Raw genomic sequence first — 26,608 nt, 5'->3', positions numbered from 1 at the left:
TCCATATCGAGTAGCCAATTCGGCACTCGATAGTGGTCTTGCCATTTATCAATATAGAGCAATCAATCAATTTGCACAGCTAATCTAAATTGAAGGAGGTAGGCTCCTTGATTGATGTAAATAATTTCCATTATATGAAAATAGGACTTGCTTCACCTGAAAAAATCCGTTCATGGTCTTTTGGTGAGGTTAAAAAGCCAGAAACAATAAATTACCGTACTTTAAAACCAGAAAAAGATGGTCTTTTCTGTGAAAGAATATTCGGACCTACAAAAGATTGGGAATGTAGTTGTGGTAAATACAAACGCGTACGCTATAAAGGTATGGTTTGTGACAGATGTGGTGTAGAAGTAACAAAATCAAAAGTGCGCCGTGAAAGAATGGGTCACATTGAACTTGCTGCTCCTGTATCTCACATTTGGTACTTCAAAGGTATTCCAAGTCGTATGGGTCTATTATTAGACATGTCACCAAGAGCATTAGAAGAAGTAATTTACTTTGCATCTTATGTTGTTGTTAATCCAGGACCAACTGGTCTTGAGAAAAAGACATTACTATCTGAAGCTGAATTCAGAGAGTACTATGATAAATTCCCAGGACAATTCACTGCTAAGATGGGTGCCGAAGGAATCAAAGAACTACTTGAAGAAATCGATTTAGATTCTGAATTAAAATTATTACGTGATGAGTTAGAATCAGCTACTGGTCAAAGACTTACACGTGCTATTAAACGTTTGGAAGTTGTTGAATCATTTAGACATTCTGGTAACAACCCAGCGTGGATGATCTTAGACGTACTTCCAATTATCCCACCTGAAATCAGACCAATGGTTCAATTAGATGGTGGACGTTTTGCTACAAGTGATTTGAACGATTTATACCGTCGTGTTATTAACCGTAATAACCGTTTGAAACGTTTATTAGATTTAGGTGCGCCTGGTATCATCGTACAAAACGAAAAACGTATGTTACAAGAAGCTGTAGATGCGTTAATCGATAATGGTCGTCGTGGCCGTCCAGTTACTGGACCAGGTAACCGTCCATTAAAATCACTTTCTCATATGCTTAAAGGTAAGCAAGGTCGTTTCCGTCAGAACTTATTAGGTAAACGTGTTGACTATTCAGGTCGTTCAGTTATCGCAGTTGGACCAAGCTTGAAAATGTATCAATGTGGTCTACCGAAAGAAATGGCACTTGAATTGTTCAAGCCTTTCATTATGAAAGAATTAGTACAACGTGAGATTGCTACAAACATTAAAAATGCTAAGAGCAAGATTGAGCGCATGGATGACGAAGTATGGGATGTTTTAGAAGATGTAATTAAAGAACACCCAGTACTACTTAACCGTGCACCTACACTTCACAGACTAGGTATCCAAGCATTTGAACCAACATTAGTAGAAGGCCGTGCGATTCGTTTACATCCACTTGTAACGACAGCATATAACGCCGACTTTGATGGTGACCAAATGGCTGTTCACGTACCTTTATCTAAAGAAGCACAAGCAGAAGCACGTATGTTAATGCTTGCTGCACAAAATATCTTGAACCCTAAAGATGGTAAACCAGTTGTTACACCATCTCAAGATATGGTATTAGGTAACTATTACCTAACTTTAGAACGTAAAGATGCTGTGAATACAGGTACAATCTACAATGATACAAATGAAGTATTAAAAGCTTATGCTAATGGTTACGTACACCTACACACGCGTATTGGTGTTCACGCTAAATCATTTAACAATCCAACATTCACTGAAGAGCAAAATAATAAAATCTTAACAACTTCTGTTGGTAAGGTAATCTTCAATGAAATTATTCCGGATTCATTTGCTTACATCAATGAACCATCACAAGCCAATTTAGAAGGTGAAACACCTAATAAATATTTCGTGTCAGCAACTGAATTAGGTGAAGGTGGACTAAAAGCTTACTTTGAAAATGAAGAATTAATTGAACCTTTCAATAAAAAATTCTTAGGTAACATCATCGCAGAAGTGTTCAACCGTTTCAGCATTACAGACACATCTATGATGTTAGATAGAATGAAAGACTTAGGTTTCAAATTCTCTTCTAAAGCAGGTATCACAGTTGGTGTATCAGACATCGTGGTATTACCAGACAAGAAAGATATCTTAGATGAGCATGAAAAATTAGTTGAAAGAGTTACAAAACAATTCAACCGTGGTTTAATCACTGAATATGAACGTTATAATTCTGTCGTTGAAATTTGGACAGATGCTAAAGATCAAATTCAAGGTGAATTAATGCAATCACTTGATAAGACTAACCCAATCTTTATGATGAGTGACTCTGGTGCCCGTGGTAACGCGTCTAACTTTACACAGTTAGCCGGTATGCGTGGATTAATGGCCGCTCCATCAGGTAAGATTATCGAGTTACCGATCACATCTTCATTCCGTGAAGGTTTAACAGTATTAGAGTACTTTATCTCTACACACGGTGCGCGTAAAGGACTTGCCGATACAGCACTTAAGACTGCCGATTCAGGTTATCTTACTCGTCGTCTTGTTGACGTTGCACAAGATGTTATCGTTCGTGAAGAAGATTGTGGTACGGACAGAGGTTTACTTGTTTCTGATATTAAAGAAGGTACAGAAATGATTGAACCATTTATCGAGCGTATAGAAGGTCGTTATTCTAAAGAAACAGTTCGTCACCCAGAAACAGATGAGATTATTATCCGTCCAGACGAATTAATTACTGCAGATATCGCAAAACAAATCGTAGACGCTGGATTTGAAAAAATGTATATCCGTTCTGCATTTACTTGTAACACACGTCACGGTGTATGTGAAAAATGTTACGGTAAAAACCTTGCTACTGGTGAAAAAGTTGAAGTTGGTGAAGCAGTTGGTACAATTGCAGCCCAATCTATCGGTGAGCCAGGTACACAGCTTACAATGCGTACATTCCATACAGGTGGGGTAGCAGGTAGTGATATTACACAAGGTCTTCCTCGTATCCAAGAGATTTTCGAAGCGCGTAATCCAAAAGGACAAGCGATTATTACGGAAATCGAAGGTGTTGTGGATGACATCAAACTTGCGAAGGACCGTCAACAAGAAATCGTAATTAAAGGTGCAAATGAAACAAGATCTTATCTTGCATCAGGTACATCTAGATTGAAAGTTGAAATCGGTCAAAGCGTTGAACGCGGTGAAGTATTAACAGAAGGTTCTATCGAGCCTAAGAACTACTTATCAGTATCAGGTTTAAATGCAACTGAGAGCTACTTATTAAAAGAAGTTCAAAAAGTTTACCGTATGCAAGGTGTAGAAATTGATGATAAACACGTTGAGGTTATGGTAAGACAAATGTTGCGTAAAGTACGTATCATCGAAGCTGGAGATACTAAGTTATTACCAGGTTCATTAGTTGATATTCACAACTTTACTGATGCTAACCGTGACGCATTTAAAGAGCGTAAACGACCTGCAACAGCTAAACCAGTATTATTAGGTATCACTAAAGCGTCTCTTGAAACTGAAAGCTTCTTATCAGCAGCTTCATTCCAAGAAACAACTCGTGTACTTACAGATGCTGCAATTAAAGGTAAACGTGATAACTTACTTGGTCTTAAAGAGAATGTTATCATCGGTAAATTAATTCCAGCAGGTACTGGTATGAGACGTTATAGAGATGTTCAATATGACAAAGCTGTACCAGCACAAGAAGAAGTGGAAGAAGTTCAAACTACTGAAATTTAATTCACTGATTTAATATAAACAAGGTGATCGGAATGCTTTATTTCGGTCACTTGTTTTTTATTTATTTTTTTAATAAATTATGCGATAAAACGTTGACTGAATCACATAGGAGATGTTATTATTGTAAAGGTTGATGCAAGCAGAACTTTGGAGGATATCTAAATGTCTAATGAAAAAGTTGCACGCTTTAACAAACAACAATATGTTGTTGGTCTTAAACAAACGCTTAAAGCTTTGAATAAAGATCAAGTTACATCATTGATAATTGCTCAAGACGTAGAAGTTCATTTATTGACTCGCGTGTTAAGCCAAATCAATCACAAATCAATACCTGTCTCATTTTTCGAAGGCAAACGTGCTTTAGGAGAATATGTAGGTATCAGTGTGAGTGCAACGATTGTTGCATGTCTGAAATGAGATTAGTAAGATTTATCTTACTAAATTTTATTTACCCTTAAAATGAACCACCTGGATGTGTGGGATTATAAAACAGGAGAGGAGGAAACATTCAATGCCAACTATTAATCAATTGGTACGCAAACCAAGACAAAGTAAATCAAAGAAATCTGATTCACCAGCATTAAACAGAAACTTTAACAGTAAACAAAAGAAATTTACTGACTTAAATTCTCCACAAAAACGTGGCGTTTGTACTCGTGTAGGTACAATGACACCTAAAAAACCTAACTCAGCGTTACGTAAATATGCTCGTGTTCGTTTATCTAACAACATCGAAATCAATGCGTATATCCCTGGTATCGGACATAACTTACAAGAACACAGTGTAGTACTTGTACGTGGTGGACGAGTAAAAGACTTACCTGGTGTACGTTACCACATCGTTCGTGGTGCACTTGATACTTCAGGTGTTGATGGACGTAGACAAGGACGTTCATTATACGGAACTAAAAAACCTAAAAATTAATTTTAAGATTGCGTAAATTTTCGCAACACAATTTGAAAATATACTATAATAGGAAGGGAGGACTTACATTATGCCTCGTAAAGGATCAGTACCAAAAAGAGACGTATTACCAGATCCAATTCATAACTCAAAATTAGTTACAAAATTGATCAACAAAATCATGTTAGATGGTAAACGTGGAACAGCTCAAAGAATTCTTTATTCTGCTTTCGACCTAGTTCAAGAACGTAGTGGTCGTGAAGCTGTTGAAGTATTCGAAGAAGCTATCGACAACATCATGCCTGTATTAGAAGTTAAAGCTCGTCGTGTTGGTGGTTCTAACTATCAAGTACCAGTAGAAGTTCGTCCAGAACGTCGTACTACTTTAGGTTTACGTTGGTTAGTAAACTATGCACGTCTTCGTGGTGAAAAAACTATGGAAGAGCGTTTAGCTAACGAAATCTTAGATGCAGCTAACAACACAGGTGGCGCAGTTAAGAAACGTGAAGACACTCACAAAATGGCTGAAGCAAACAAAGCATTCGCTCACTATCGTTGGTAGGATAGAAGCTTTCTCCCTGAGTATGTTCCAAAAGGATGGTTTACCATCAGTGGTGCGTGCTTAGGGCATCGCCATATTTATAGTATTTATTCGCAGTAATACTGGAAGGAGAAAAATACATGGCTAGAGATTTTAGTTTAGAAAAAACTCGTAATATTGGTATCATGGCTCATATCGACGCTGGTAAAACAACTACGACTGAACGTATTCTTTACTATACTGGACGTATCCATAAAATTGGTGAAACTCACGAAGGTGCTTCACAAATGGACTGGATGGAACAAGAGCAAGATCGTGGTATCACAATTACATCAGCTGCAACAACAGCTCAATGGAATGACCACCGTGTTAACATTATCGATACACCAGGACACGTAGACTTCACAGTAGAAGTTGAACGTTCATTACGTGTACTTGACGGTGCGGTAACAGTACTTGATGCTCAATCAGGTGTTGAACCACAAACTGAAACAGTTTGGCGTCAAGCTACAACATATGGTGTTCCTCGTATTGTATTTGTAAACAAAATGGACAAATTAGGTGCTAACTTTGAATATTCAGTAAGTACTATTCATGACCGTTTACAAGCAAACGCGCAACCAATCCAATTACCAATTGGTGCAGAAGATGAATTTGAAGCAATCATTGACTTAGTTGAAATGAAATGTTTCAAATATACAAATGACTTAGGAACTGAAATTGAAGAAATTGAAATTCCTGCAGATCATCAAGAAAGAGCTGAAGAAGCTCGTTCAACATTAATCGAAGCTGTTGCTGAAACAAACGACGAATTAATGGAAAAATATCTTGGTGATGAAGAAATCAGTAACGACGAATTGAAAGCTGCAATCCGTCAAGCAACTACTGACGTAGAATTCTACCCAGTACTTGTTGGTACAGCATTCAAAAACAAAGGTGTTCAATTAATGCTTAACGCAGTAATTGACTACTTACCATCTCCATTAGATGTTAAACCTATTGTTGGTCACCGTGCTGACACACCAGACGAAGAAGTTATCGCAAAAGCTGATGACAATGCTGAGTTTGCTGCTTTAGCATTTAAAGTTATGACTGACCCTTATGTTGGTAAATTAACTTTCTTCCGTGTTTATTCTGGTACATTAACTTCAGGTTCTTACGTTAAGAACTCTACTAAAGGTAAGCGTGAACGTGTAGGTCGTTTACTACAAATGCACGCTAACTCTCGTGAAGAGCTTAACACTGTATACGCTGGAGATATCGCTGCAGCAGTTGGTCTTAAAGACACTGGTACAGGTGATACTCTATGTGGTGAGAAGAATGACATCATCTTGGAATCAATGGAATTCCCAGAACCAGTTATTCACTTATCAGTAGAACCTAAATCTAAAGCTGACCAAGATAAAATGACTACAGCTTTAGTTAAGTTACAAGAAGAAGACCCAACTTTCCATGCTTCTACTAACGAAGAAACTGGACAAGTTATCATCGGTGGTATGGGTGAACTTCACTTAGATATCCTTGTTGACCGTATGAAGAAAGAATTTAACGTTGAATGTAATGTTGGTGCACCAATGGTTTCTTATCGTGAAACTTTCAAAACATCAGCTCAAGTTCAAGGTAAATTTGCTCGTCAATCAGGTGGACGTGGACAATACGGTGACGTTAAGATTGAATTCTCACCAAACGAAACTGGTGCTGGATTCGAATTCGAAAACGCTATCGTTGGTGGTGTAGTTCCTCGTGAATACATTCCATCAGTAGAAGCTGGTCTTGTTGATGCAATGGATAACGGTGTATTAGCTGGTTACCCATTAATCGACGTTAAAGCGAAATTATTTGACGGTTCATACCATGATGTCGATTCATCTGAAATGGCCTTCAAAATCGCTGCATCTTTAGCACTTAAAGAAGCTGCTAAAAAATGTGATCCAGTTATCTTAGAACCAATGATGAAAGTAACAATCGAAATGCCTGAAGAATACATGGGTGACATCATGGGTGACGTAACATCTCGTCGTGGACGTGTTGATGGTATGGAACCTCGTGGTAATGCACAAGTTGTTAATGCTTATGTACCACTTTCAGAAATGTTCGGTTATGCAACATCATTACGTTCAAACACTCAAGGTCGCGGTACTTACACTATGTACTTCGATCACTATGCAGAAGTTCCTAAATCAATCGCTGAAGAAATCATCAAGAAAAACAGTGGTAACAACGCTGAATAATTGATTAGTTTATAAGTGTCTTTTATAGTCACTTTGACTAATTAGGGTGCAATTCGTACCCTATGGTTTTATCAATTGATTTTTTGGGAAAAATGCATTATAAAGGTACTATATGGATAGTACTTATCCCTAAAGGATAAATTGTCTTCTCATGATGGTGAGAAACTGTCATGAGAGATAAATTTTAATATTAATTTTCTAACAGAATAGGAGAGATTTTATAATGGCTAAAGAAAAATTTGATCGCTCAAAAGAACATGCCAATATTGGTACTATCGGTCACGTTGACCATGGTAAAACAACTTTAACAGCTGCTATCGCAACTGTATTAGCAAAAAATGGTGACACTATTGCACAATCATACGACATGATTGACAATGCTCCAGAAGAAAAAGAACGTGGTATTACAATCAATACTGCACACATCGAATACACTACTGAAAAACGTCACTATGCTCACGTTGACTGCCCAGGACACGCTGACTATGTTAAAAACATGATCACTGGTGCTGCACAAATGGACGGAGCTATCTTAGTAGTATCTGCTGCTGACGGTCCAATGCCACAAACTCGTGAACACATTCTTTTATCACGTAACGTTGGTGTTCCAGCATTAGTTGTATTCTTAAACAAAGTTGACATGGTTGACGATGAAGAATTATTAGAATTAGTTGAAATGGAAGTTCGTGACTTATTAAGCGAATACGACTTCCCTGGTGACGATGTACCAGTTATCTCTGGTTCAGCATTAAAAGCTTTAGAAGGCGACGCTGACTATGAGCAAAAAATCTTAGACCTAATGGAAGCTGTTGACACTTACATTCCAACTCCAGAACGTGATTCTGACAAACCATTCATGATGCCAGTTGAGGACGTATTCTCAATCACTGGTCGTGGTACTGTTGCTACAGGCCGTGTTGAACGTGGTCAAATCAAAGTCGGTGAAGAAATCGAAATCATCGGTATGCAAGAAGAATCAAGCAAAACAACTGTTACTGGTGTAGAAATGTTCCGTAAGTTATTAGACTACGCTGAAGCTGGTGACAACATTGGTGCATTATTACGTGGTGTTTCACGTGAAGATGTTCAACGTGGTCAAGTTTTAGCTGCTCCTGGTACTATTACACCACATACAAAATTCAAAGCGGAAGTTTACGTTTTATCTAAAGACGAAGGTGGACGTCATACTCCATTCTTCACTAACTACCGCCCACAATTCTATTTCCGTACTACTGACGTAACTGGTGTTGTTAACTTACCAGAAGGTACTGAAATGGTTATGCCTGGCGATAACGTTGAAATGATCGTTGAATTAATTTCTCCAATCGCTATCGAAGACGGTACTCGTTTCTCTATCCGTGAAGGTGGACGTACTGTAGGATCAGGCGTTGTTACTGAAATTAACGAATAATCATTATTTATTATGATTTGAGAGTCTCCTTAGGGAGGCTCTTTTTTTGTGGCATAATATATAGCTTTTTATAAAAAATAAATGCTATAAGTATTATTAGATGTAATAGCAAAAGAGACAATGGGGTATAAAAAAAGCGCTATTAATAGCGCTTTTTACATAAGATGATTTATAGTTGTTTAAATATATTTTCTAATTCTAGAATTTTTAAAAACTCACTTACTGCGTATTTCATGGCCTTTTCATCAATATTAAAATATGGGCTATGATGAGGGTAATCAGAGTTCTTTTCTGGGTTACCACATCCAGTTAAAAAGAAAGCGCCTGGACGTACTTTTAAATAGTGTGAAAAGTCCTCTCCGACCATCATTAAATCAGATTCATTGTATCTTAAATTAATATCATTAGCGGCCTGTTTAACAACTTCGTAGCAATTTGCATTATTATGAACAGGTAAGTATCCTTTAATATAATCTAATGAATATTCTATATCATTTGCAACAGCTAATCCCTGTAATAGTTTGTCCATTTTATTAATAACGTGATCTTGAATATCTGTATCAAATGTGCGAACGGTACCTCTGCAGTATGCTGAATCGGGTATGACATTATCGGCTGAGCCAGCTTGAATCATGCCAAAGCTAAGTACTGCTTGCTTTACAGGGTCAATTGTACGAGAGATTATTTTTTGTGAACTCATAATAAATTCAGCCATAATTACTACAGGATCAATTGTTTCATGTGGCTTGGCACCATGTCCGCCTCTACCATGAATTGTAATATTAAATTCATCAGGAGATGCCATCATAGCGCCTGGACGTGAATATATCGTACCTGTAGGATAACCACTCCAAAGATGGTTACCATAAATTCTATCGACACCTTGCAAGCATCCATCATCAATCATCTCTTGAGATCCACCCGGCATAATTTCTTCACCATATTGAAAAATTAAGACAACTGTACCATTTAATTGATTTAAATGACTCTCTAATATTTCAGCAACAGCCAGTAATATTGCTGTATGACCATCATGGCCACATGCATGCATTGCACCTGGATTCTTTGACTTATAATCGACATCCGTTAATTCATCAATCGGCAAAGCATCAAAGTCTGCTCTTAGAGCGATTGTAGGACCGTCACCATTTCCTTTAAAGCGAGCAACAATGCCATTGCGTCCTACAGGTGTTTGAATTTCACAAGATAATTGGCTTAATTGATTCATAATGAAATCATGCGTGTGATATTCCTCAAAAGATAATTCAGGGTACTGATGGAGATAGCGACGTACTTGAACCATTCTATTTTCTTTTTCATTTGCTAGTTGAAACCAATCAAACAACTTCAACCCTTCTTCCATAACTTTTTATCTAGTATACCATTTCAACACGATAATCAATAGGTACAATTAATTAATGCAAAGTATATTGCTTAAAACACAGTTGTCGTGGGCATTGTTCTACTTCCCTCAAACTTTAAAATAGGTTATGATTAACTTAACACAAAGACAATTCAAAGGGGGACTTGCAGTGGTACAGTCACTACATGGCTTTTTAGATGAAAATATTCAGTATTTGAAAGATAACGGTTTGTATAATGAAATTGATACAATTGAAGGTGCAAATGGACCTGAAATTAAGATCAACGGGAAATCATATATTAACTTGTCTTCAAATAACTATTTAGGACTAGCAACAGATGCAGATTTGAAACAAGCGGCAAAGGATGCAATTGATACACATGGTGTTGGTGCAGGTGCAGTGCGTTCAATCAACGGTACGTTAGATTTACATGATGAGCTAGAAACAACGTTAGCTAAGTTTAAAGGTACAGAAGCTGCAGTTGCGTACCAATCAGGATTTAACTGTAATATGGCAGCAATCTCTGCTGTTATGAATAAAAATGATGCGATTTTATCGGATGAATTAAACCATGCTTCTATTATTGATGGTTGTCGTTTATCTAAGGCAAAGATTATCCGCGTTAATCATTCAGATATGGATGATTTAAGAGCTAAAGCAAAAGAAGCAGTCGAATCTGGTCAATATAATAAAGTAATGTATATTACTGATGGTGTGTTTAGTATGGATGGCGATGTTGCAAAATTGCCAGAAATTGTGGAAATTGCTGAAGAATTCGGCTTGATTACTTATGTTGATGATGCACATGGTTCTGGTGTAATGGGTAACGGTGCTGGTACTGTGAAACACTTTGGTTTACAAGATAAGATTGACTTCCAAATTGGTACATTATCAAAGGCTATTGGTGTAGTCGGTGGTTATGTTGCTGGGACACAATCGCTTATTGATTGGTTGAAAGCTCAATCAAGACCATTCTTATTCTCAACATCATTAGCTCCTGGAGACACGAAAGCAATTACTGAAGCTGTGAAGAAGTTAATGGCGTCAACTGAATTACACGATAAACTTTGGGATAATGGAAATTATCTAAAAGCAGGATTGAAGGAATTAGGCTTTAATATCGGGGATTCTGAAACGCCTATTACACCTGTTATTATCGGTGATGAAAAGGAAACACAAGCATTCAGTAGTCGTTTGAAAGAAGAAGGCGTATATGTTAAATCAATTGTCTTCCCAACTGTTCCTAAAGGCACTGGACGTGTACGTAACATGCCAACAGCTGCCCATACAAAGGAAATGCTAGATGATGCATTAGCTGCATTTGAAAAGGTTGGCAAAGAAATCGGTATTATTAAATAATATAGTCAATTTACATTAAGATTGATTTAATATCATGTCTCAATGAAAGAAGCAACTTGTACATCACATTTTAGATGTTGCAAGTTGCTTTTTAGCTACTATTTATATTTATCATAGATCGCTTTGTTTTTTTCTAGTAATTCTTCACGGCGTTGCTTATTTTGTAAGAATGGGATAGCAAACCATAAAATATGCAACATACTGGCCAAAATAATTAAAATAATCGGTATAAATATTTCAATAATACTTATATCTACGATAAATGAAACAATTACAAATGCTGTAATAGATGGTAAAGCGGAAACAACAACTACAGTGAGTAGTACAAATTGTAATACTTGTGTAGCAGTCGTACTAAATATATCTAATATCAATATACCAATATAGAATAACGTAATAATGGCTAGTAGCGTAATAACCCATCCTGCTGAAATACCATTTTGATTTTCAATATATTTTTGATAAGGCGTCAACATAGGTAAAATAAATAAAAACATCGTAGATAACCAAGATAATATGCCGAAAAACACGAAAAATATTTTAGATGTATTACTGTTCATAAGTAACACCCTCCTTTATCTACCAACCACATGTATACAATTTAAGCGACAGTCGTTGTATGCTAAAGGGACATTTTTTGTGCAAATCATGTTAGCGTTTTCATTATATTATATACCCAAAATATAAAATTTTAACGCAGATAAAGTGCTTAGATAGCTTTATTTCTCTTTGCGTATCAGATGTATTATGATAGGTATAAAGTCATTATCATTAATTTGGATAATTGAACGTAATTACACTATAAAATTAGATAAAGGTTGTTAATCATTGAAACAAAATTTAAGGTTGCAATTCAGTACTCAACGGCTTATCATAAGACCGTTGGAAGAAAATGACTATGAAATTTGGCTTTCTGGATTTATAAATCGTAAACCATCACAACATCAATTTGATGAGGGACAAGTTGATATGTCTGATGCGACTCAACCCTGGTTTGCTGAGTTGGTTGAACGTCAACGCCAGGCGAGAAATGCTGATGATTTATATATTTTTGCAATTTTCGATAAGGTGAGTGCTGCTCATATTGGCATGCTAGATTTGAAGAATTTGAGTAGAGATGCATTTCAATGGGCAGAGATTGGTTATTTTATTCATAATCAATATTGGCGTCAAGGCTATGCCTTTGAAGCGATATCGGAATTAATTAAACAAGCTAAAGATAATTTTAAGTTTCACCGACTAGAGGCACATATTGATATTGGAAATAAACCATCGCAACATTTAATTGAAAAGTTAGGATTTCACTATGAATGTTTAAGAAAGGGATTTATTTTCCAAGATGGCGCATGGACGGATCAACTCGTTTATTATCAGAATTTACACGATGATCCAATAAATATTTAAGGAAATAGAAAGGAGCGTTGACATGATGGAATTTAGAGAGTTAACAATGAGTGATGAATCTTTGTATTGCGATTATATGAGTGAATGGATTGACCATGACGAACAAGTTGTGCCAGCAGCAACGAATATTGTTAAATATGATAACTTTGAGACATTAGTGCATGAGTTGGCAGATAATAAATCACGTAATTCAGAAATTGATAATACGACCTTATTTTTGATTGATGAAAATGAAATCATTGGAGCAGCAAATATTCGTCATGATTTAAACGATCACTTGAAGCGTGTTGGCGGTCATATTGGATATGGAGTACGTAAGAAACATCGCGGTAAAGGGTATGGAAATAAGATATTAAAGAAATCATTAGATTATTTGTCACGTATTGGTGTTCAAGAAGCATTAGTGACATGCGACGAATCCAATAAAGCGTCTGCTGCTGTGATAAAGCATAATGGTGGCGAAGAAATTGAACCTGCATTGTTAGATGATGGGACAGTCATACGTCGATTTCAAATTGAAATTAGTTAAGGTCATTTTTACTATATAAAATAATTTACTCAAGCCTTTTGGCATAAATACAAAACTGTGTTTATGTCGAAAGGCTTTTTTGCGCCTTTTTTTGTAGATGTATAGATATTAATTATATTTTAAGGTTTTGTAAAATTAGTTAAATAAAAATAATCAATGCACAACAGACTATTGTGCAAAACAGAAATGTTTGGTTTAATAGAATTAAATTTTGTTTTTTGGGAGGTTTATATGGAAAATACATTTGATTTATCTAAAATCACACGTATTATCAAAAAGAATTTAAAGTTACTTATCTTGTTACCATTAATTTGTTTAATAGTTAGTGCTATTATTACTTTCTTTTTTATGACGCCTAAATATCAAGCAACCACTCAGGTTCTTGTTAATGAAAAAAATAAAGATCAACAAATGATGGCTCAAGAAGTACAAAGTAACATAGAGCTTGTTAATACATATTCTGAAATCATCAAGAGTCCACGAATTATAGATAAGGTTTCTAAGTCTGTAAAACATCAATATTCATCAAGTGAAATTTCTAGTATGTTAACTGTTACAAATCAAGATCGATCTCAAATACTAGAAATAGGGGTTACAAGTAATAGCAGGAGAGATTCTGAAATTGTAGCTAATAAAATTGCAAAAGTATTTAGTAAAGAAGTACCAGATATTATGAGTGTCGATAATGTATCTATTTTATCTAGTGCAGATGGCACTGCATCAAAAGTTGAACCGAAGACAATCGTTAATTTAGGTCTTGGATTATTAGCAGGATTATTCATTGCATTTTTAATTATTATATTTAAAGAACTATTCGATAAACGTATTCGTACCGAAGAACAGGTGAAAGAAGAGTTTAATATTCCAGTATTAGGATCAATTCAAAAATTTGAATAAGAAAGGAATTTATTATGGCAAAGAAGAATAAGGGTGCATCAAAAATATCGCCACTTTTTACGTATGACAAACCAAAGTCCATTATAAGTGAGAAATTCAGAGGTATCCGTTCGAATATTATGTTTTCAAATGCAGATAAAGAAATCAGTAGCATATTGATTACTTCAGAAAAGGCTTCATCTGGTAAAAGTACCATTTCTGCAAATATTGCAATTACATATGCTCAAGCTGGTTATAGAACCTTAATTATTGACGGAGACATGCGTAGAGCAACTCAACATTATGTATTCAATTTAACTAACAATAGTGGTCTTTCAAATTTGATTATTGGTAAAACACTAGAAATAGATGCAGTTAAAGAGACACATATTGAAAACCTTGACGTATTAACTTCAGGACCGGTACCACCAAACCCGTCAGAATTGATAACAACTAGAAAGTTCCGTGAATTATATCAAAAATTAGCTACTGAATATGACTTTATCATTATTGATACACCACCAGTTAATACAGTGACTGATGCACAATTATATGCACAAATTGTGAGAGATTGCATTCTAGTTATTGATAGTGAAAAAAGTGATAAAAATGAAGTGAAAAAGGCAAAAGAACTCATTGAACAATCAAACGGCAAAGTTATTGGTGCAGTTTTAAACAAAGCAGCTAAAGATAATTCTTCAAGTTATTACAACTATTATGGGGATGGAAATGATGATTGATATACATAACCATATTTTATATGGCATCGATGATGGACCAAAATCACTTGAAGATGCCATTGAACTTATTAGACAGGCAATATCAGAGGGTGTAACAGGTATTGTGGCAACTCCACATCATTTACACCCTAACTTTTCAAATGATATCAATAGTATTCAAGAAAAGCTTATTGTATTGGATACTGCACTGAAACATCAAGAGTTGAATATTGATTTATATTATGGACAAGAAATTAGGATTACTGATCAAATTTTAACAGATATTGAAGCAGGAAAAATAACAGGAATAAATGGGTCAAATTATTTATTAATTGAGTTTCCTTCAAATGAAGTACCAGTTTATACGAATAAATTATTTTATGAAATTCAAACAATGGGATACATACCAATCATCGCGCATCCAGAGAGAAACAAAGCTATTGTACAAGATTTGGATGTGCTTTTTGAGTTGGTCGATGGTGGTGCTTTGGCGCAATTGACCTCTGGATCGTTAGCAGGCGATTCTGGAAAGAATATTAAAAAGACTTCGCTCAAAATGATTGAAAATGATTTAGTCCATTTTATAGCATCAGATGCGCATAGTGTTGACCAAAGGCCATTTTTAATGGATATATTATTGCAAGATAAAAGTTTGAAAAATTACAGAGATGAAATAGAAGGCTATTTTATCAATGCTGAAAAATTGATTAAGAATGAAAAGATTATAAAAGGACGTCCAACTAAAGATTATAAACAAAAGAAATGGTTTGGCATTTTTTAGAATAAATTATAGTGAATGAGGGGATTAGGTGACACATCTTTCTATCAGAGTGCGATTAATGTTGCTCATATTTATAGATTCATTAATCGTAACATTTTCAGTTTTTTTGGGCTATTTAATTTTAGAACCGTTTTTTTGAGAGTTATTCAATAAGAATTTTAATGATTTCAGCAATTAGTTTATTGATATTTCACCATCTCTTTGCAGCAATATTTAATTTATATCATCGTGCATGGGAATATGCGAGTGTCAGTGAATTGCTACTTGTTGTTCAATCTGTGACATGTTCTATATTAGCAACAATTGTTGTTGTACCACTAATTACATGGCAAGCACCATTCTTAAGATTATATTTTATTACGTGGATGATGCACATCATACTAATTGGGGGATCCAGAATATTTTGGAGAGTTTATAGAAAATATGTAGTAGGTAAAGCAGTTAAGAAAAAAACAACATTAATTGTTGGTGCAGGTCAGGGCGGTTCATTACTAATTAGACAAATGTTAAGAAGTCCAAATATGGGCATGGAACCTGTACTGGCAGTTGACGATGATATTAATAAGCAAAAAATTGTAATTACTGAAGGTGTGAAAGTTCAAGGATACATAAAGGACGTGCCACATTTAGTAAACAAGTATAAAATCAAAAAAATTATTATAGCAATACCTACTTTATCATCAGGTCGAATGAAGGAAATTAATGATATTTGTAATATTGAAGGCGTTGAAATCTTTAAAATGCCTAATATTGATGATGTACTTTCAGGTGCACTTGAAGTTAATCAATTAAAGAAAGTCAAAATTGAGGACTTACTTGGTAGAGAACCTGTAGAGCTGGATATGGCTATGATATCAAGACAATTGACGAATCAAACCATTTTAGTAACGGGCGCAGGTGGTTCCATTGGATCAGAAATTTGTCGACAGGTATGTAAGTTTAATCCAAAGCGCATTATATTATTAGGCCACGGTGAAAATAGTATTTACTTGATACATCAGGAATTAACAAAAAAATATAAAGATCAAATTGATATTGTACCAGTAATAGCAGATATTCAAAATAAGCAAAGAATGTTAGAAGTTATGCAAGAACATAAACCATATGCGGTATACCACGCGGCAGCGCATAAACATGTACCGTTGATGGAATATAATCCGAAAGAAGCTATTAGAAATAATATATTAGGAACAAAAAATACAGCAGAATCTGCAAGGGAAGCTAACGTAAATAAATTTGTAATGATTTCTACTGACAAAGCAGTTAACCCACCAAACGTAATGGGTGCTACTAAACGTGTAGCTGAGATGATTATTCAGAGTTTAAATGATGAATCAAGTAAGACAAGCTTTGTAGCAGTACGTTTTGGTAATGTACTGGGTTCAAGAGGATCAGTGATTCCATTGTTTAAGAAACAAATTGAAGCGGGAGGACCTGTTACTGTTACACATCCTGATATGACGCGTTACTTTATGACGATACCTGAAGCTTCTAGATTGGTATTACAAGCTGGTGCCTTAGCAAAAGGTGGAGAAATATTTGTATTAGACATGGGTGAACCAGTTAAAATTGTAGATTTAGCTAAAAATTTAATCCATCTAAGTGGTAAAAAAGAAGAAGATATTGGTATTGAATTCTCGGGAGTGAGACCAGGAGAGAAATTATTTGAAGAACTACTTAACGAAGATGAAATACATCCTGATCAAGTATATGAAAAAATTTATAGAGGTAAATCGAAAGTATATACCAATAGCGAGTTATTGCTAAAAGTCAATAGAATAACAAATGGAGAAATAGACGTTGTAGACTTTGTAAATCGGAGTGATAGTTACTTTGAAGCATAATTTTTTAGTATACCTTCTAGGGAATATTGTCTTCGGCTTTATGCAATGGATAGTTATTTTATTGATTTTAAAACTAGGTACACAAAATGATTTAGGTGCATACACATATGGTGTGGCATTAATTGCTCCATTAGTATTATTGCTATCTTTTGGATTTAATACATTGATAGTCACAACGGATGAATTCAAAAGAGAACGTTATTTTAAAGCAAGATTCATTATGTCTGTTCTTATTTTACTTATCTATATGATTATTATCATGCTTTTTACAAGCATAAATTCAAATCAGTACCTTTTACTATTTATGGTTGGATTAAGTAAAGTTGCTGAAAATTTATTAGATATTAATTTTGCTTATTATATAAAAGAACAAAAGCACAGATTTGTTGGATATTTCAAACTTGGATTATCTTTTTTACAAATGGGGTTAATTATAGCTTTATATTATACAATAGGAAATTTAGTTTTACCTTTTACTATATACAGTCTACTAACAATAGTTTGCTTCTTTATTATTAATAAACAGGCATTTGTTTTAGAAAAACTAAACATAAGTGAATATAAAAAGTTAATTTCATTGGGTATTCCATTATCCATTACATTATTTTTATCATCATTAAACACCAATATACCAAAGTATGTCTTAGAATATGCTTCAAGTATTGCAGCAGTTGGTATATTTAGTAGTATTTTAACAATTTATTCTGCGGGTAATACGTTCTTCTTTTCGATATACAACTACGTGTTACCCAAGACTGTTGAAAATAAATTTAATTTTAATTATTTGAAAAAATTGTTTGTTGGAATTATTATAGGTGGCATTTTTTCATACATTATTGTGATTATTGTCAGTTTTACTATTCTAGATAACATTATAGTTATTATGTTTAATCAAAAGTTTTTAGCTTATAAATCACAAATTTTAATTATTATTTTCAGTGCAATATTGGTTTATATGAGTATTCTATTTGACCTTTATATCAATGCGCATAATAAATATAAATATAACACTAGAATACAGGTGATAAGCGTAGTCATCGTCTTATTATCAAGTTTGATACTGATTAATTTATTTGGGATTTTAGGCGCCACATATACATTCACTATTTTTGCAATTTCCATATTTGTTATGAAATTGATCTTGAGTCTTAAAATAATCAAAGGAGTAAAAAATGAAATTTAAGAAAGAGCTCTTATTAATCATCCCCTTAATTTTATTATTTGCTTTAGCGCTTTGGTATGGGTGGTTTAACATATTTTTAATTGTGATTATAAATCTATTAATCTTAATGTATTTATTAATTAGTAAGTTAAATATAAAACTATTTTTATTAATAATAATTCAATGGTTGATTTATCTTACAGCATTAATTACTCATAAATATTTTATTGAACTGCCTGGTTCTGGTAACGATGATGTCAGATTTGAAAAATTGGCCATAGGCTATTATAACCATTTGGCATTAAACATGAATGTGAATGTATTTCAAAGCTCGACTGCCTACTCTAAATTGCTATCCTTTGTTTATTTTCTAGGCAAACCTTTTGAAATTTTGCCTGGATTAGTCAATATCACCGTACATACAATTTGTGTTATTTTGTTATACAAAATTGTTGTGAATGTATTTGGAAATCAAAAAGTAGCAATTATTAGTTCATATTTATTTGTTTTATATCCACTGACACTTATTAACACTGTTATTACTTTAAGAGAGATATATGTAATATTATTTGTCTTAATTTTTACTTTAGCAATTTTAAAATATCATGATAGCAAAAGGATTTTATATCTATTTATCAGTATATTGGCGATTGTTTTAGGTAGCGTTTTCCATGTGGGTATGGTAGGACTTCTAGCTGTACTAGGTGTTTATTTTTGTTTGTTTTCAAAACAGAATTTCTTGTTTAAGTCGTTTGTAGTTATTTTATCAATTTTGGCATTACTATTATTTATTACCAAAACTGACAATACTAAAATTCAAAATAGTATTGGTACAGGGGAGAATATGGAAGTAAATGAAATGACAAGTTCAAGAGCTGACTACATTAGTCCAACTGAAAGAGGCGGTTTGGGTACTAAAGTTAAACAGGAAGTATTCTTTGCTTTCAAACCATTCCCATGGGAAGTAAGAACGGTTTCCGATATGATTGGATTTTTTAATATTGTGTTAATCGTTATTGCATTTATTTTAGGTATGCGTATTTACAAGCAAACTAAGAATCAAAAAGTCTTAATCATCTTAATAATTGTGGCGTTATCATTTATGGTATTTGCGTTAGGTACATATAACTATGGTTCTGCACTAAGACATCGTGATAAAACGTCATTATTATTGATTATGTTTATCTGCCAATATTATTTTGGGAGGAAAAAATTAAATGAACAATAAAATTTATAGTTTAATGAAGCGTTTTAGCAAATTATTACGTTTTTTCCCATATAAATTAAGAACATCATTATATGAAATTAATACTGGTACTAATTTTAAAATTCAGCTTGCACTACGCTATATCATTTTGGCAAGTATGACAAATAAAATTGGTAATAATGTGTACATTGGTAAAAATGTAAGTCTTAAAAATATGAAAGATACAATTATTGGGGACAATGTGAGTATCCATGATATGTGTTATATAGATGGCTATGGAGGTTTGGAAATAGGTAATAATGTTTCGATAGCACATAGCTCTACATTAATTACTACGAATCATACATGGAAAGACACTACAATACCAATTAAATATAATGAGGTATCTAAAGGGAAAATTGTTATTAAAGATGATGTTTGGATTGGTTGTGGGGTCAGAGTTTTAAGTAATGTGACTATCAAACAAAGATCTGTTGTGGCAGCAGGTTCGATTGTTGTGAAAGATTTGGAATCTGGATGGTTAGGTGCAGGTGTACCAATGAAAAAGATTAAAAAATTGGAGGAATAATTTATGAAAATATTAATAACAGGTGCTGCTGGGTTTATAGGCTCTCATTTAGCTAAAAAGTTAATTGCACAACATCATGAAGTTATCGGTGTAGACAATATAAATGACTACTATTCTGTGTCGTTGAAAGAAGATAGATTAAAGTCAATAGGCGATAATAACTTTACATTTTTTAAATTGAACTTAGAAGATTATGAAGACTTGAAGGAAGTATTTATTAAAGAACAGCCAGAAGTCGTAGTTAATTTAGCTGCACAAGCAGGGGTTAGATATAGCTTAGAAAACCCAAGAGCATACATTGATGCAAATGTAGTAGGGTTTATGAATATACTTGAATGTTCAAGACACTTTGACGTGAAACATTTAATTTATGCATCTTCAAGTTCAGTATATGGTGCGAATACATCTAAACCATTTAGTACATCAGACAATATTGACCATCCATTAAGTTTATACGCTGCAACGAAGAAATCAAATGAACTTATGGCCCATACATATAGTCACTTGTATCAATTACCAACAACAGGATTAAGATTCTTTACAGTATACGGACCGTGGGGAAGACCAGATATGGCATTATTTAAATTTACTAAAGCGATTGTAAATGATGAAGCTATTGATGTGTATAATCATGGAAATATGATGCGTGATTTTACTTATGTGGACGATATTGTTGAAGCGATTAGTAGACTTATTAAGAAACCAGCTGAACCAAATCCTGAGTGGTCAGGTGCTAATCCGGATCCATCTTCATCTTACGCACCATACAAAGTATATAATATCGGAAATAATAGTCCGGTTAGATTAATGGAGTTTGTTGAAGCCATAGAAAATAAATTAGGTAAAACTGCTAAAAAGAATTATATGGATTTACAAGCAGGTGATGTACCTGAAACTTATGCTAATGTAGACGATTTATACAATAATATTGACTTTAAGCCAGAAACATCAATACAAGACGGCGTTAACAAATTTATTGATTGGTATTTAAATTATTACAAATAAAATAAGGGAGAAATCATTAATGGATAGAAATATAGCTGTTGTAGGTTTAGGATATGTTGGTTTACCAGTTGCTGTATCATTTGGGAATAAACACAAGGTTATCGGTTTTGATATTAATGAAAGTAGAATAAGCGAATTAAAAAATAATTATGATAGAACGAATGAGGTAACAACTGAAAAACTTGAAGCTTCAAATGTAGAATATACTTCAGATAGAGACAAATTAAGTGAGTCAGATTTTATTATTGTGGCTGTTCCAACACCAATTGATAAACATAATAAGCCAAACTTAACACCACTGATTAAAGCAAGTGAAACAGTTGGTAGTGCATTAAAAAAAGGCTCTATTATTGTTTATGAATCAACAGTTTATCCTGGGGCAACTGAAGAAGCGTGTGTCCCTGTCTTAGAGAAATTTTCAGGACTAGAATGTGGAAAGGATTTCTTTATTGGCTATTCACCTGAGCGAATTAATCCTGGTGATAAAGAACATACATTTGAAACAATTATAAAAGTTGTATCTGGTCAAACTCCAGAAGTCCTAGAAATTGTAGCTGAAGTATATGACTCAGTAGTTAAAGCGGGTGTTTACAAAGCTTCATCAATTAAAGTCGCAGAGGCTGCAAAGGTAATTGAAAATACACAGAGAGATGTAAATATTGCATTAATGAATGAATTAGCAATTATTTTTGATAAATTAAACATTGATACGAACGAAGTATTAAAAGCCTCAGGTACGAAATGGAACTTCTTAAACTTTAAGCCTGGATTAGTAGGTGGGCATTGTATAGGAGTTGATCCATATTATTTAACTCATAAGGCACAAGAGGTAGGACATCATCCAGAAGTAATACTCTCAGGTAGAAGAATTAATGATAATATGGCAAAGCATATAGCTTCTAATGTTATAAAAGAGATGTTAAAACATGGAATGGAAGTTCAAAATGCCAGTGTTAATGTTTTAGGATTAACATTTAAGGAAAACTGTCCTGACTTAAGAAATACAAAAGTGATTCATATTATTGAAGAATTAGCATCGTATGGTTTGGAAATTAAGGTTAACGATGTAGAAGCCGATAAAAAAGAAGCTAAAGATATCTTTGATATTGACCTTAAAGATAAGGAACAAATGTCAAAAGCAGATGTGTTAATTTTCGCAGTCTCGCATAAAGAATATTTGGAAAATAAGTCTGAGTATATAAATTTAGTACAAGAAAATGGTGTGATATTTGATATTAAAGGAGTAATATCTGATAAGGATATAAACGAAAGTCAAAGACTTTGGAGGCTATAGTGATGAAAATTGTCCAAATTGCAGCTATAGAAATGACACATTTGAAGTTATTAAAGGCACTGAATGAAACAAGCGTACGTGAAGGTCATGAAGTGCATTGCATTAGTACTATGGGGGAACAACAAGATGAACTCGAAAAGCAAGGTGTGCATGTTCATAATATAAATATTGATAGAAAAATCAGTCCTGTGAATAACTTGAAATCTATTTTAAAGATGGTCAAATTATTTAGACAAATTAAGCCTGATATTGTGCATGTTCACACACCTGTTGCAGCAGTGTTGGGTAGGATTGCAGCTAAATTAGCTCGTGTAAAAACAATAATATATACTGCACATGGTTTTTACTTCCATGATGAAATGAATACAGTCCAATATAAAGTGTATTTTAATATCGAAAAATGGATTGGCAAATTAGCGACAGATTATATTTTTACTCAAAGTGTTGAAGATTATGAAGTGGCTAAAAAGAATAATTTTTTACTTGAATCAAAACATAATAATTATTTGCACATCAGTAACGGTATAGATATCGATAATAAATTTAATTATGATGTTGTAACTTCAAAAGATTTATCACATTTAAGAAATAACTTAAATATTTCACATGAAGATATTGTGGTTTCATTTATTGGAAGGTTAGTTAAAGAAAAAGGTATTTTGGATTTATTAAATTCATATGAAAAACTGACTTCAAAAAATGTTAAATATATAATTATTGGTGACTTGCCTGATGGTGAAAGGGATACAGAGACAATTCATTTAATTGAAAAATTTAAACAAAATAAAAACATCACTTTTACTGGTCAAATATCAAATATAAATGAATATTTAGCAATTAGTGATATTTACTGTTTACCATCATATAGAGAAGGCATGCCACGATCAATTATTGAGGCTATGGCAATGAAAAATGCTGTGATTGCTACAAATATTAGAGGTTCTAGAGAAGAAGTGGTCGATGGAGAAACAGGTTATATCGTTCCCTTAAATGCACCAAAGTTTATTGCAAATAAAATTGATATTTTGGCAAATGATGCAGCAGAATTAAGCCGATTTAAAAATGCGGGATATCAACGCGCGAAAGATTTATATGATGAAAAAAATGTGGTGGAAAAACAATTATTCGTTTTTGATGCTAACAAATAGTTTGAGGGTGAGTGCATGTTAAAAAGATTGTTCGACTTTTCTGTAAGTTTATTTGGATTGATACTAAGTGCACCAATTTTAATTATTGCTTACTTTTTAATCGCGACAAAGCTAGGAAAGCCTGTGTTATTTAGACAAATTAGACCAGGTAAAAATGAAGTGCCATTTGAAATCTTTAAATTTCGTACAATGACGGATGAAAAGGATAGTAATGGTGAACTGTTGCCAGATGATCAAAGAATGACCAAATTAGGCGCTACTATTAGAAAAACAAGTGTTGATGAGTTACCACAATTATTTAATGTGTTAAAAGGTGACCTAAGTTTAGTAGGACCAAGACCGTTATTAATGGAATATTTACCCTTATATAATGAAGAACAGAAAAAACGTCATCAAGTTAAACCAGGCATAACAGGTTGGGCTCAAATCAATGGTCGTAACGCAATTACTTGGGAACAAAAATTCAAATTAGATGTTTGGTATGTAGAAAATCAGTCTTTCAAATTGGATATGTATATTCTTTATAAAACTGTTCAAAATGTTTTACAAAAGAAAGATATTAATGCTACGGATCATGTCACAACAGAGAAATTTAGAGGTAATTTATGATGAAAAAGGTTGTAATCATTGGTAATGGCGGTCATGCCAAAGTCATAAAGGATGTTATTAATGCACAGGGTGAATTTATCTTGGCTGGTTATTTAGACAATAACATTGATAATTATTATGAAGAAAGTGGATGCTTTTATGATAATTTATCACATTTAGAGCGCTATCGTAATGATTATTACTTTATTATTGCCATTGGTGATAATAAAGTAAGGGCACAAATTTTTGAGCAAAGTAATATAGCGATTAAGCAGTTCGCGAAAATGATTCATCCTACTGCAATCATCAGTCCTTATAGTGAGATAGGCTATGGAACAGTGGTAATGCCGAATGCTGTTGTTAACGCAGATACGGTTATAGGTGAACATGTCATTATAAATACGAGTGCTGTTGTAGAACATGATAATCGTATAGGAGATTATGTTCATATTTCACCTGGAGCAATGCTAGCTGGTGGTGTTTCAGTGGGGAGGCAAACACATGTAGCTATAGGCGCCAAAGTCATACCGCAAATTAATATAGGCCAAGATTGTGTCATCGGTGCAGGTGCTACTGTTATTAATGATATTGAATCGTATCAAACGGTTGTAGGGACACCTGCAATATCTAAGGAGTGAATATAATTGGAAAATGAAAGAGTATTCTTGTCTAGACCGCATATGGGCGGAGACGAACTAGATTTTATCAACCAAGCATTTGAACAAAACTGGATTGCTCCATTAGGAGAAAATGTTACTGGATTTGAAAATGATATAAAAGCATATGTTGGTGTGAATGAGGCTTTAGCAGTAAGTAGTGGAACAGCTGCGATTCATTTAGCTTTGATAGAAAGTGAAGTTGGTGTAGGAGATATTGTATTTTGTTCATCATTAACATTTTGTGCAACGTCTAATCCTATTTTATATCAAGGTGCAACACCCGTACTTATCGATTCTGAATTAGATTCTTGGAATATGTCTCCAAATGCACTTGAAAAAGCTTTTGAAAAATACGCAGCAAAAGGTCAATTGCCTAAAGCTGTGATTGTAGTTAATTTATATGGTCAATCTGCACAATTAGATAAAATAAAAGCACTTTGTGACCGATATAAGGTGATATTGATTGAAGATGCGGCTGAATCGTTAGGATCTGAGTATCAAGGGGCAATGAGTGGTAGCTTAGGAGATTATGGAATATTTTCATTTAATGGCAACAAGATCATCACAACAAGTGGTGGAGGAATGTTAGTAACTCACAGTAAATCTAATAGAGATCATGCATTGTTCTTATCTACACAAGCTCGAGATAAAGCGTTACATTATCAACACAGTGAGTTAGGTTATAACTATAGATTAAGTAACATTTCAGCGGGAATTGGTAGAGGACAAATGAAAGTATTAGATAAGCGAGTTGAAAGAAGAAGAGCAATCTTTGATAAATATCAACGTGAACTAAGTGATATCGAAGGGCTCGAATTCCAACCTGAACTAAAAGATTCCAAATCAAATCGATGGCTTACAGCGTTGACTATTGATGAAAGTAAGGCTGGTTTCTCTGCAAATGACATAATTCATAAATTAGATGAAGTAAATATTGAGGCGCGACCAGTATGGAAACCTATGCATTTACAACCACTATATAAAGATTATGATTTTATTTTTGATCATGACGATAATGCAAAATTCCTATTTGATCATGGTGTCTGTCTGCCATCTGGATCAGATATGACTGAAGCACAACAAGATAAAGTCGTTGCTATAATCAAAGAACTAAAATAATAAAATTAGTAATAACAATTTATACTGAATTAAGTATAGTTGTTGATGTTCTGTCATTTTATAATAGTGATTTATCACTGAATTTCGTAACAGGCTAAAACATTAAGTAACAATGTTTTAGCCTGTTTTTTCACCTTAAAAAGTCAAATTAATATCTTTAACTG

23 protein-coding genes and 1 pseudogene are annotated in these 26,608 nt (G+C 33.8%); 22 read left to right on the top strand and 2 right to left on the bottom strand.

Annotated features, from left to right (window positions below; translation table 11 throughout):
• Nucleotides 1–134 precede the first annotated feature (134 nt).
• The 6 genes from rpoC to tuf all read left to right on the top strand — a co-directional run bounded on the left by rpoC (nt 135) and on the right by tuf (nt 8,818).
• Complete coding sequence (rpoC, locus tag ACY191_RS13535; RefSeq protein ID WP_229367372.1) at nt 135–3,731, top strand: DNA-directed RNA polymerase subunit beta'; 3,597 nt, start codon at nt 135–137, stop codon at nt 3,729–3,731.
• 162 nt (nt 3,732–3,893) lie between these two features.
• Nucleotides 3,894–4,148, top strand: coding sequence for a ribosomal L7Ae/L30e/S12e/Gadd45 family protein (locus ACY191_RS13530; protein ID WP_042737967.1), 255 nt, complete (start codon nt 3,894–3,896; stop codon nt 4,146–4,148).
• 94 nt (nt 4,149–4,242) lie between these two features.
• On the top strand, nt 4,243–4,656 hold the full coding sequence (gene rpsL / locus ACY191_RS13525) for a 30S ribosomal protein S12 (protein ID WP_042737968.1): 414 nt from the start codon (nt 4,243–4,245) through the stop codon (nt 4,654–4,656).
• Between the two features lie 70 nt (nt 4,657–4,726).
• A complete protein-coding gene (gene rpsG / locus ACY191_RS13520) occupies nt 4,727–5,197 on the top strand; it encodes a 30S ribosomal protein S7 (RefSeq protein WP_042737969.1) in 471 nt (156 codons plus the stop codon).
• A gap of 119 nt (nt 5,198–5,316) precedes the next feature.
• The gene (fusA, locus tag ACY191_RS13515) at nt 5,317–7,407 is read left to right on the top strand and encodes an elongation factor G (protein WP_042737970.1); all 2,091 of its coding nucleotides are present in this window, start codon (nt 5,317–5,319) and stop codon (nt 7,405–7,407) included.
• A gap of 223 nt (nt 7,408–7,630) precedes the next feature.
• Nucleotides 7,631–8,818 (top strand): elongation factor Tu, encoded by a 1,188-nt coding sequence (gene tuf, locus ACY191_RS13510; RefSeq protein ID WP_042737971.1) that lies wholly within the window; start codon nt 7,631–7,633, stop codon nt 8,816–8,818.
• Nucleotides 8,819–8,987: 169 nt separating this feature from the next.
• Here tuf and ACY191_RS13505 read toward each other — a convergent pair whose 3' ends face one another.
• The gene (locus ACY191_RS13505; RefSeq protein ID WP_042737972.1) at nt 8,988–10,163 is read right to left on the bottom strand and encodes a M20 family metallopeptidase; all 1,176 of its coding nucleotides are present in this window, start codon (nt 10,161–10,163) and stop codon (nt 8,988–8,990) included.
• 187 nt (nt 10,164–10,350) lie between these two features.
• On the opposite strand from ACY191_RS13505, the gene ACY191_RS13500 reads away from it, so the two are divergent.
• On the top strand, nt 10,351–11,541 hold the full coding sequence (locus tag ACY191_RS13500) for a glycine C-acetyltransferase (RefSeq protein WP_042737973.1): 1,191 nt from the start codon (nt 10,351–10,353) through the stop codon (nt 11,539–11,541).
• 98 nt (nt 11,542–11,639) lie between these two features.
• Here the strand turns inward: ACY191_RS13500 and ACY191_RS13495 are convergent, their stop codons facing one another.
• Nucleotides 11,640–12,101, bottom strand: coding sequence for a hypothetical protein (locus ACY191_RS13495; protein WP_042737974.1), 462 nt, complete (start codon nt 12,099–12,101; stop codon nt 11,640–11,642).
• A gap of 268 nt (nt 12,102–12,369) precedes the next feature.
• Between ACY191_RS13495 and ACY191_RS13490 the strand changes: the two genes are divergently transcribed.
• From ACY191_RS13490 to ACY191_RS13420, 15 genes and pseudogenes are all read left to right on the top strand, one after another.
• A complete protein-coding gene (locus ACY191_RS13490; protein ID WP_107511995.1) occupies nt 12,370–12,945 on the top strand; it encodes a GNAT family N-acetyltransferase in 576 nt (191 codons plus the stop codon).
• A 22-nt stretch (nt 12,946–12,967) separates the two neighbouring features.
• Complete coding sequence (locus ACY191_RS13485; protein ID WP_042737976.1) at nt 12,968–13,474, top strand: GNAT family N-acetyltransferase; 507 nt, start codon at nt 12,968–12,970, stop codon at nt 13,472–13,474.
• 231 nt (nt 13,475–13,705) lie between these two features.
• Nucleotides 13,706–14,371, top strand: a complete 666-nt coding sequence (locus ACY191_RS13480) for a Wzz/FepE/Etk N-terminal domain-containing protein (RefSeq protein ID WP_107589876.1) — start codon at nt 13,706–13,708, stop codon at nt 14,369–14,371.
• A 14-nt stretch (nt 14,372–14,385) separates the two neighbouring features.
• On the top strand, nt 14,386–15,090 hold the full coding sequence (locus ACY191_RS13475) for a polysaccharide biosynthesis tyrosine autokinase (RefSeq protein ID WP_229366925.1): 705 nt from the start codon (nt 14,386–14,388) through the stop codon (nt 15,088–15,090).
• Complete coding sequence (locus ACY191_RS13470) at nt 15,083–15,850, top strand: tyrosine-protein phosphatase (RefSeq protein WP_107641624.1); 768 nt, start codon at nt 15,083–15,085, stop codon at nt 15,848–15,850. The genes ACY191_RS13475 and ACY191_RS13470 overlap by 8 nt, the downstream gene beginning before the upstream one ends.
• 28 nt (nt 15,851–15,878) lie before the next feature.
• A pseudogene (locus tag ACY191_RS13465) lies at nt 15,879–17,694 on the top strand (polysaccharide biosynthesis protein).
• A gap of 61 nt (nt 17,695–17,755) precedes the next feature.
• Nucleotides 17,756–18,877, top strand: coding sequence for an MATE family efflux transporter (locus ACY191_RS13460; protein ID WP_229366926.1), 1,122 nt, complete (start codon nt 17,756–17,758; stop codon nt 18,875–18,877).
• Nucleotides 18,867–20,084, top strand: coding sequence for a glycosyltransferase family 39 protein (locus ACY191_RS13455; protein ID WP_229366927.1), 1,218 nt, complete (start codon nt 18,867–18,869; stop codon nt 20,082–20,084). Before ACY191_RS13460 ends, ACY191_RS13455 begins: the two co-directional genes overlap by 11 nt.
• Nucleotides 20,074–20,631: an acyltransferase gene (locus ACY191_RS13450; protein WP_229366928.1), complete on the top strand. Its 558-nt coding sequence runs from the start codon at nt 20,074–20,076 to the stop codon at nt 20,629–20,631. The genes ACY191_RS13455 and ACY191_RS13450 overlap by 11 nt, the downstream gene beginning before the upstream one ends.
• A 3-nt stretch (nt 20,632–20,634) precedes the next feature.
• Entirely contained in the window at nt 20,635–21,636 is a 1,002-nt protein-coding gene (locus ACY191_RS13445) for an NAD-dependent epimerase (protein WP_229366929.1), read from the top strand.
• 19 nt (nt 21,637–21,655) lie between these two features.
• The gene (locus ACY191_RS13440) at nt 21,656–22,930 is read left to right on the top strand and encodes a nucleotide sugar dehydrogenase (RefSeq protein WP_229366930.1); all 1,275 of its coding nucleotides are present in this window, start codon (nt 21,656–21,658) and stop codon (nt 22,928–22,930) included.
• A gap of 2 nt (nt 22,931–22,932) precedes the next feature.
• Nucleotides 22,933–24,078, top strand: coding sequence for a glycosyltransferase family 4 protein (locus ACY191_RS13435; RefSeq protein ID WP_052495402.1), 1,146 nt, complete (start codon nt 22,933–22,935; stop codon nt 24,076–24,078).
• Between the two features lie 15 nt (nt 24,079–24,093).
• On the top strand, nt 24,094–24,687 hold the full coding sequence (locus tag ACY191_RS13430) for a sugar transferase (RefSeq protein WP_107512542.1): 594 nt from the start codon (nt 24,094–24,096) through the stop codon (nt 24,685–24,687).
• Nucleotides 24,687–25,304, top strand: coding sequence for an acetyltransferase (locus tag ACY191_RS13425; protein WP_463270056.1), 618 nt, complete (start codon nt 24,687–24,689; stop codon nt 25,302–25,304). The genes ACY191_RS13430 and ACY191_RS13425 overlap by 1 nt, the downstream gene beginning before the upstream one ends.
• 6 nt (nt 25,305–25,310) lie before the next feature.
• Entirely contained in the window at nt 25,311–26,444 is a 1,134-nt protein-coding gene (locus tag ACY191_RS13420) for a DegT/DnrJ/EryC1/StrS family aminotransferase (RefSeq protein ID WP_269669182.1), read from the top strand.
• Nucleotides 26,445–26,608: the final 164 nt, after the last annotated feature.

This window comes from Staphylococcus sp. TCBT05 (genome assembly GCF_055179755.1).
Note: the sequence above shows the minus strand (reverse complement) of the source record. Positions and strands in the feature narration are given on the sequence as shown.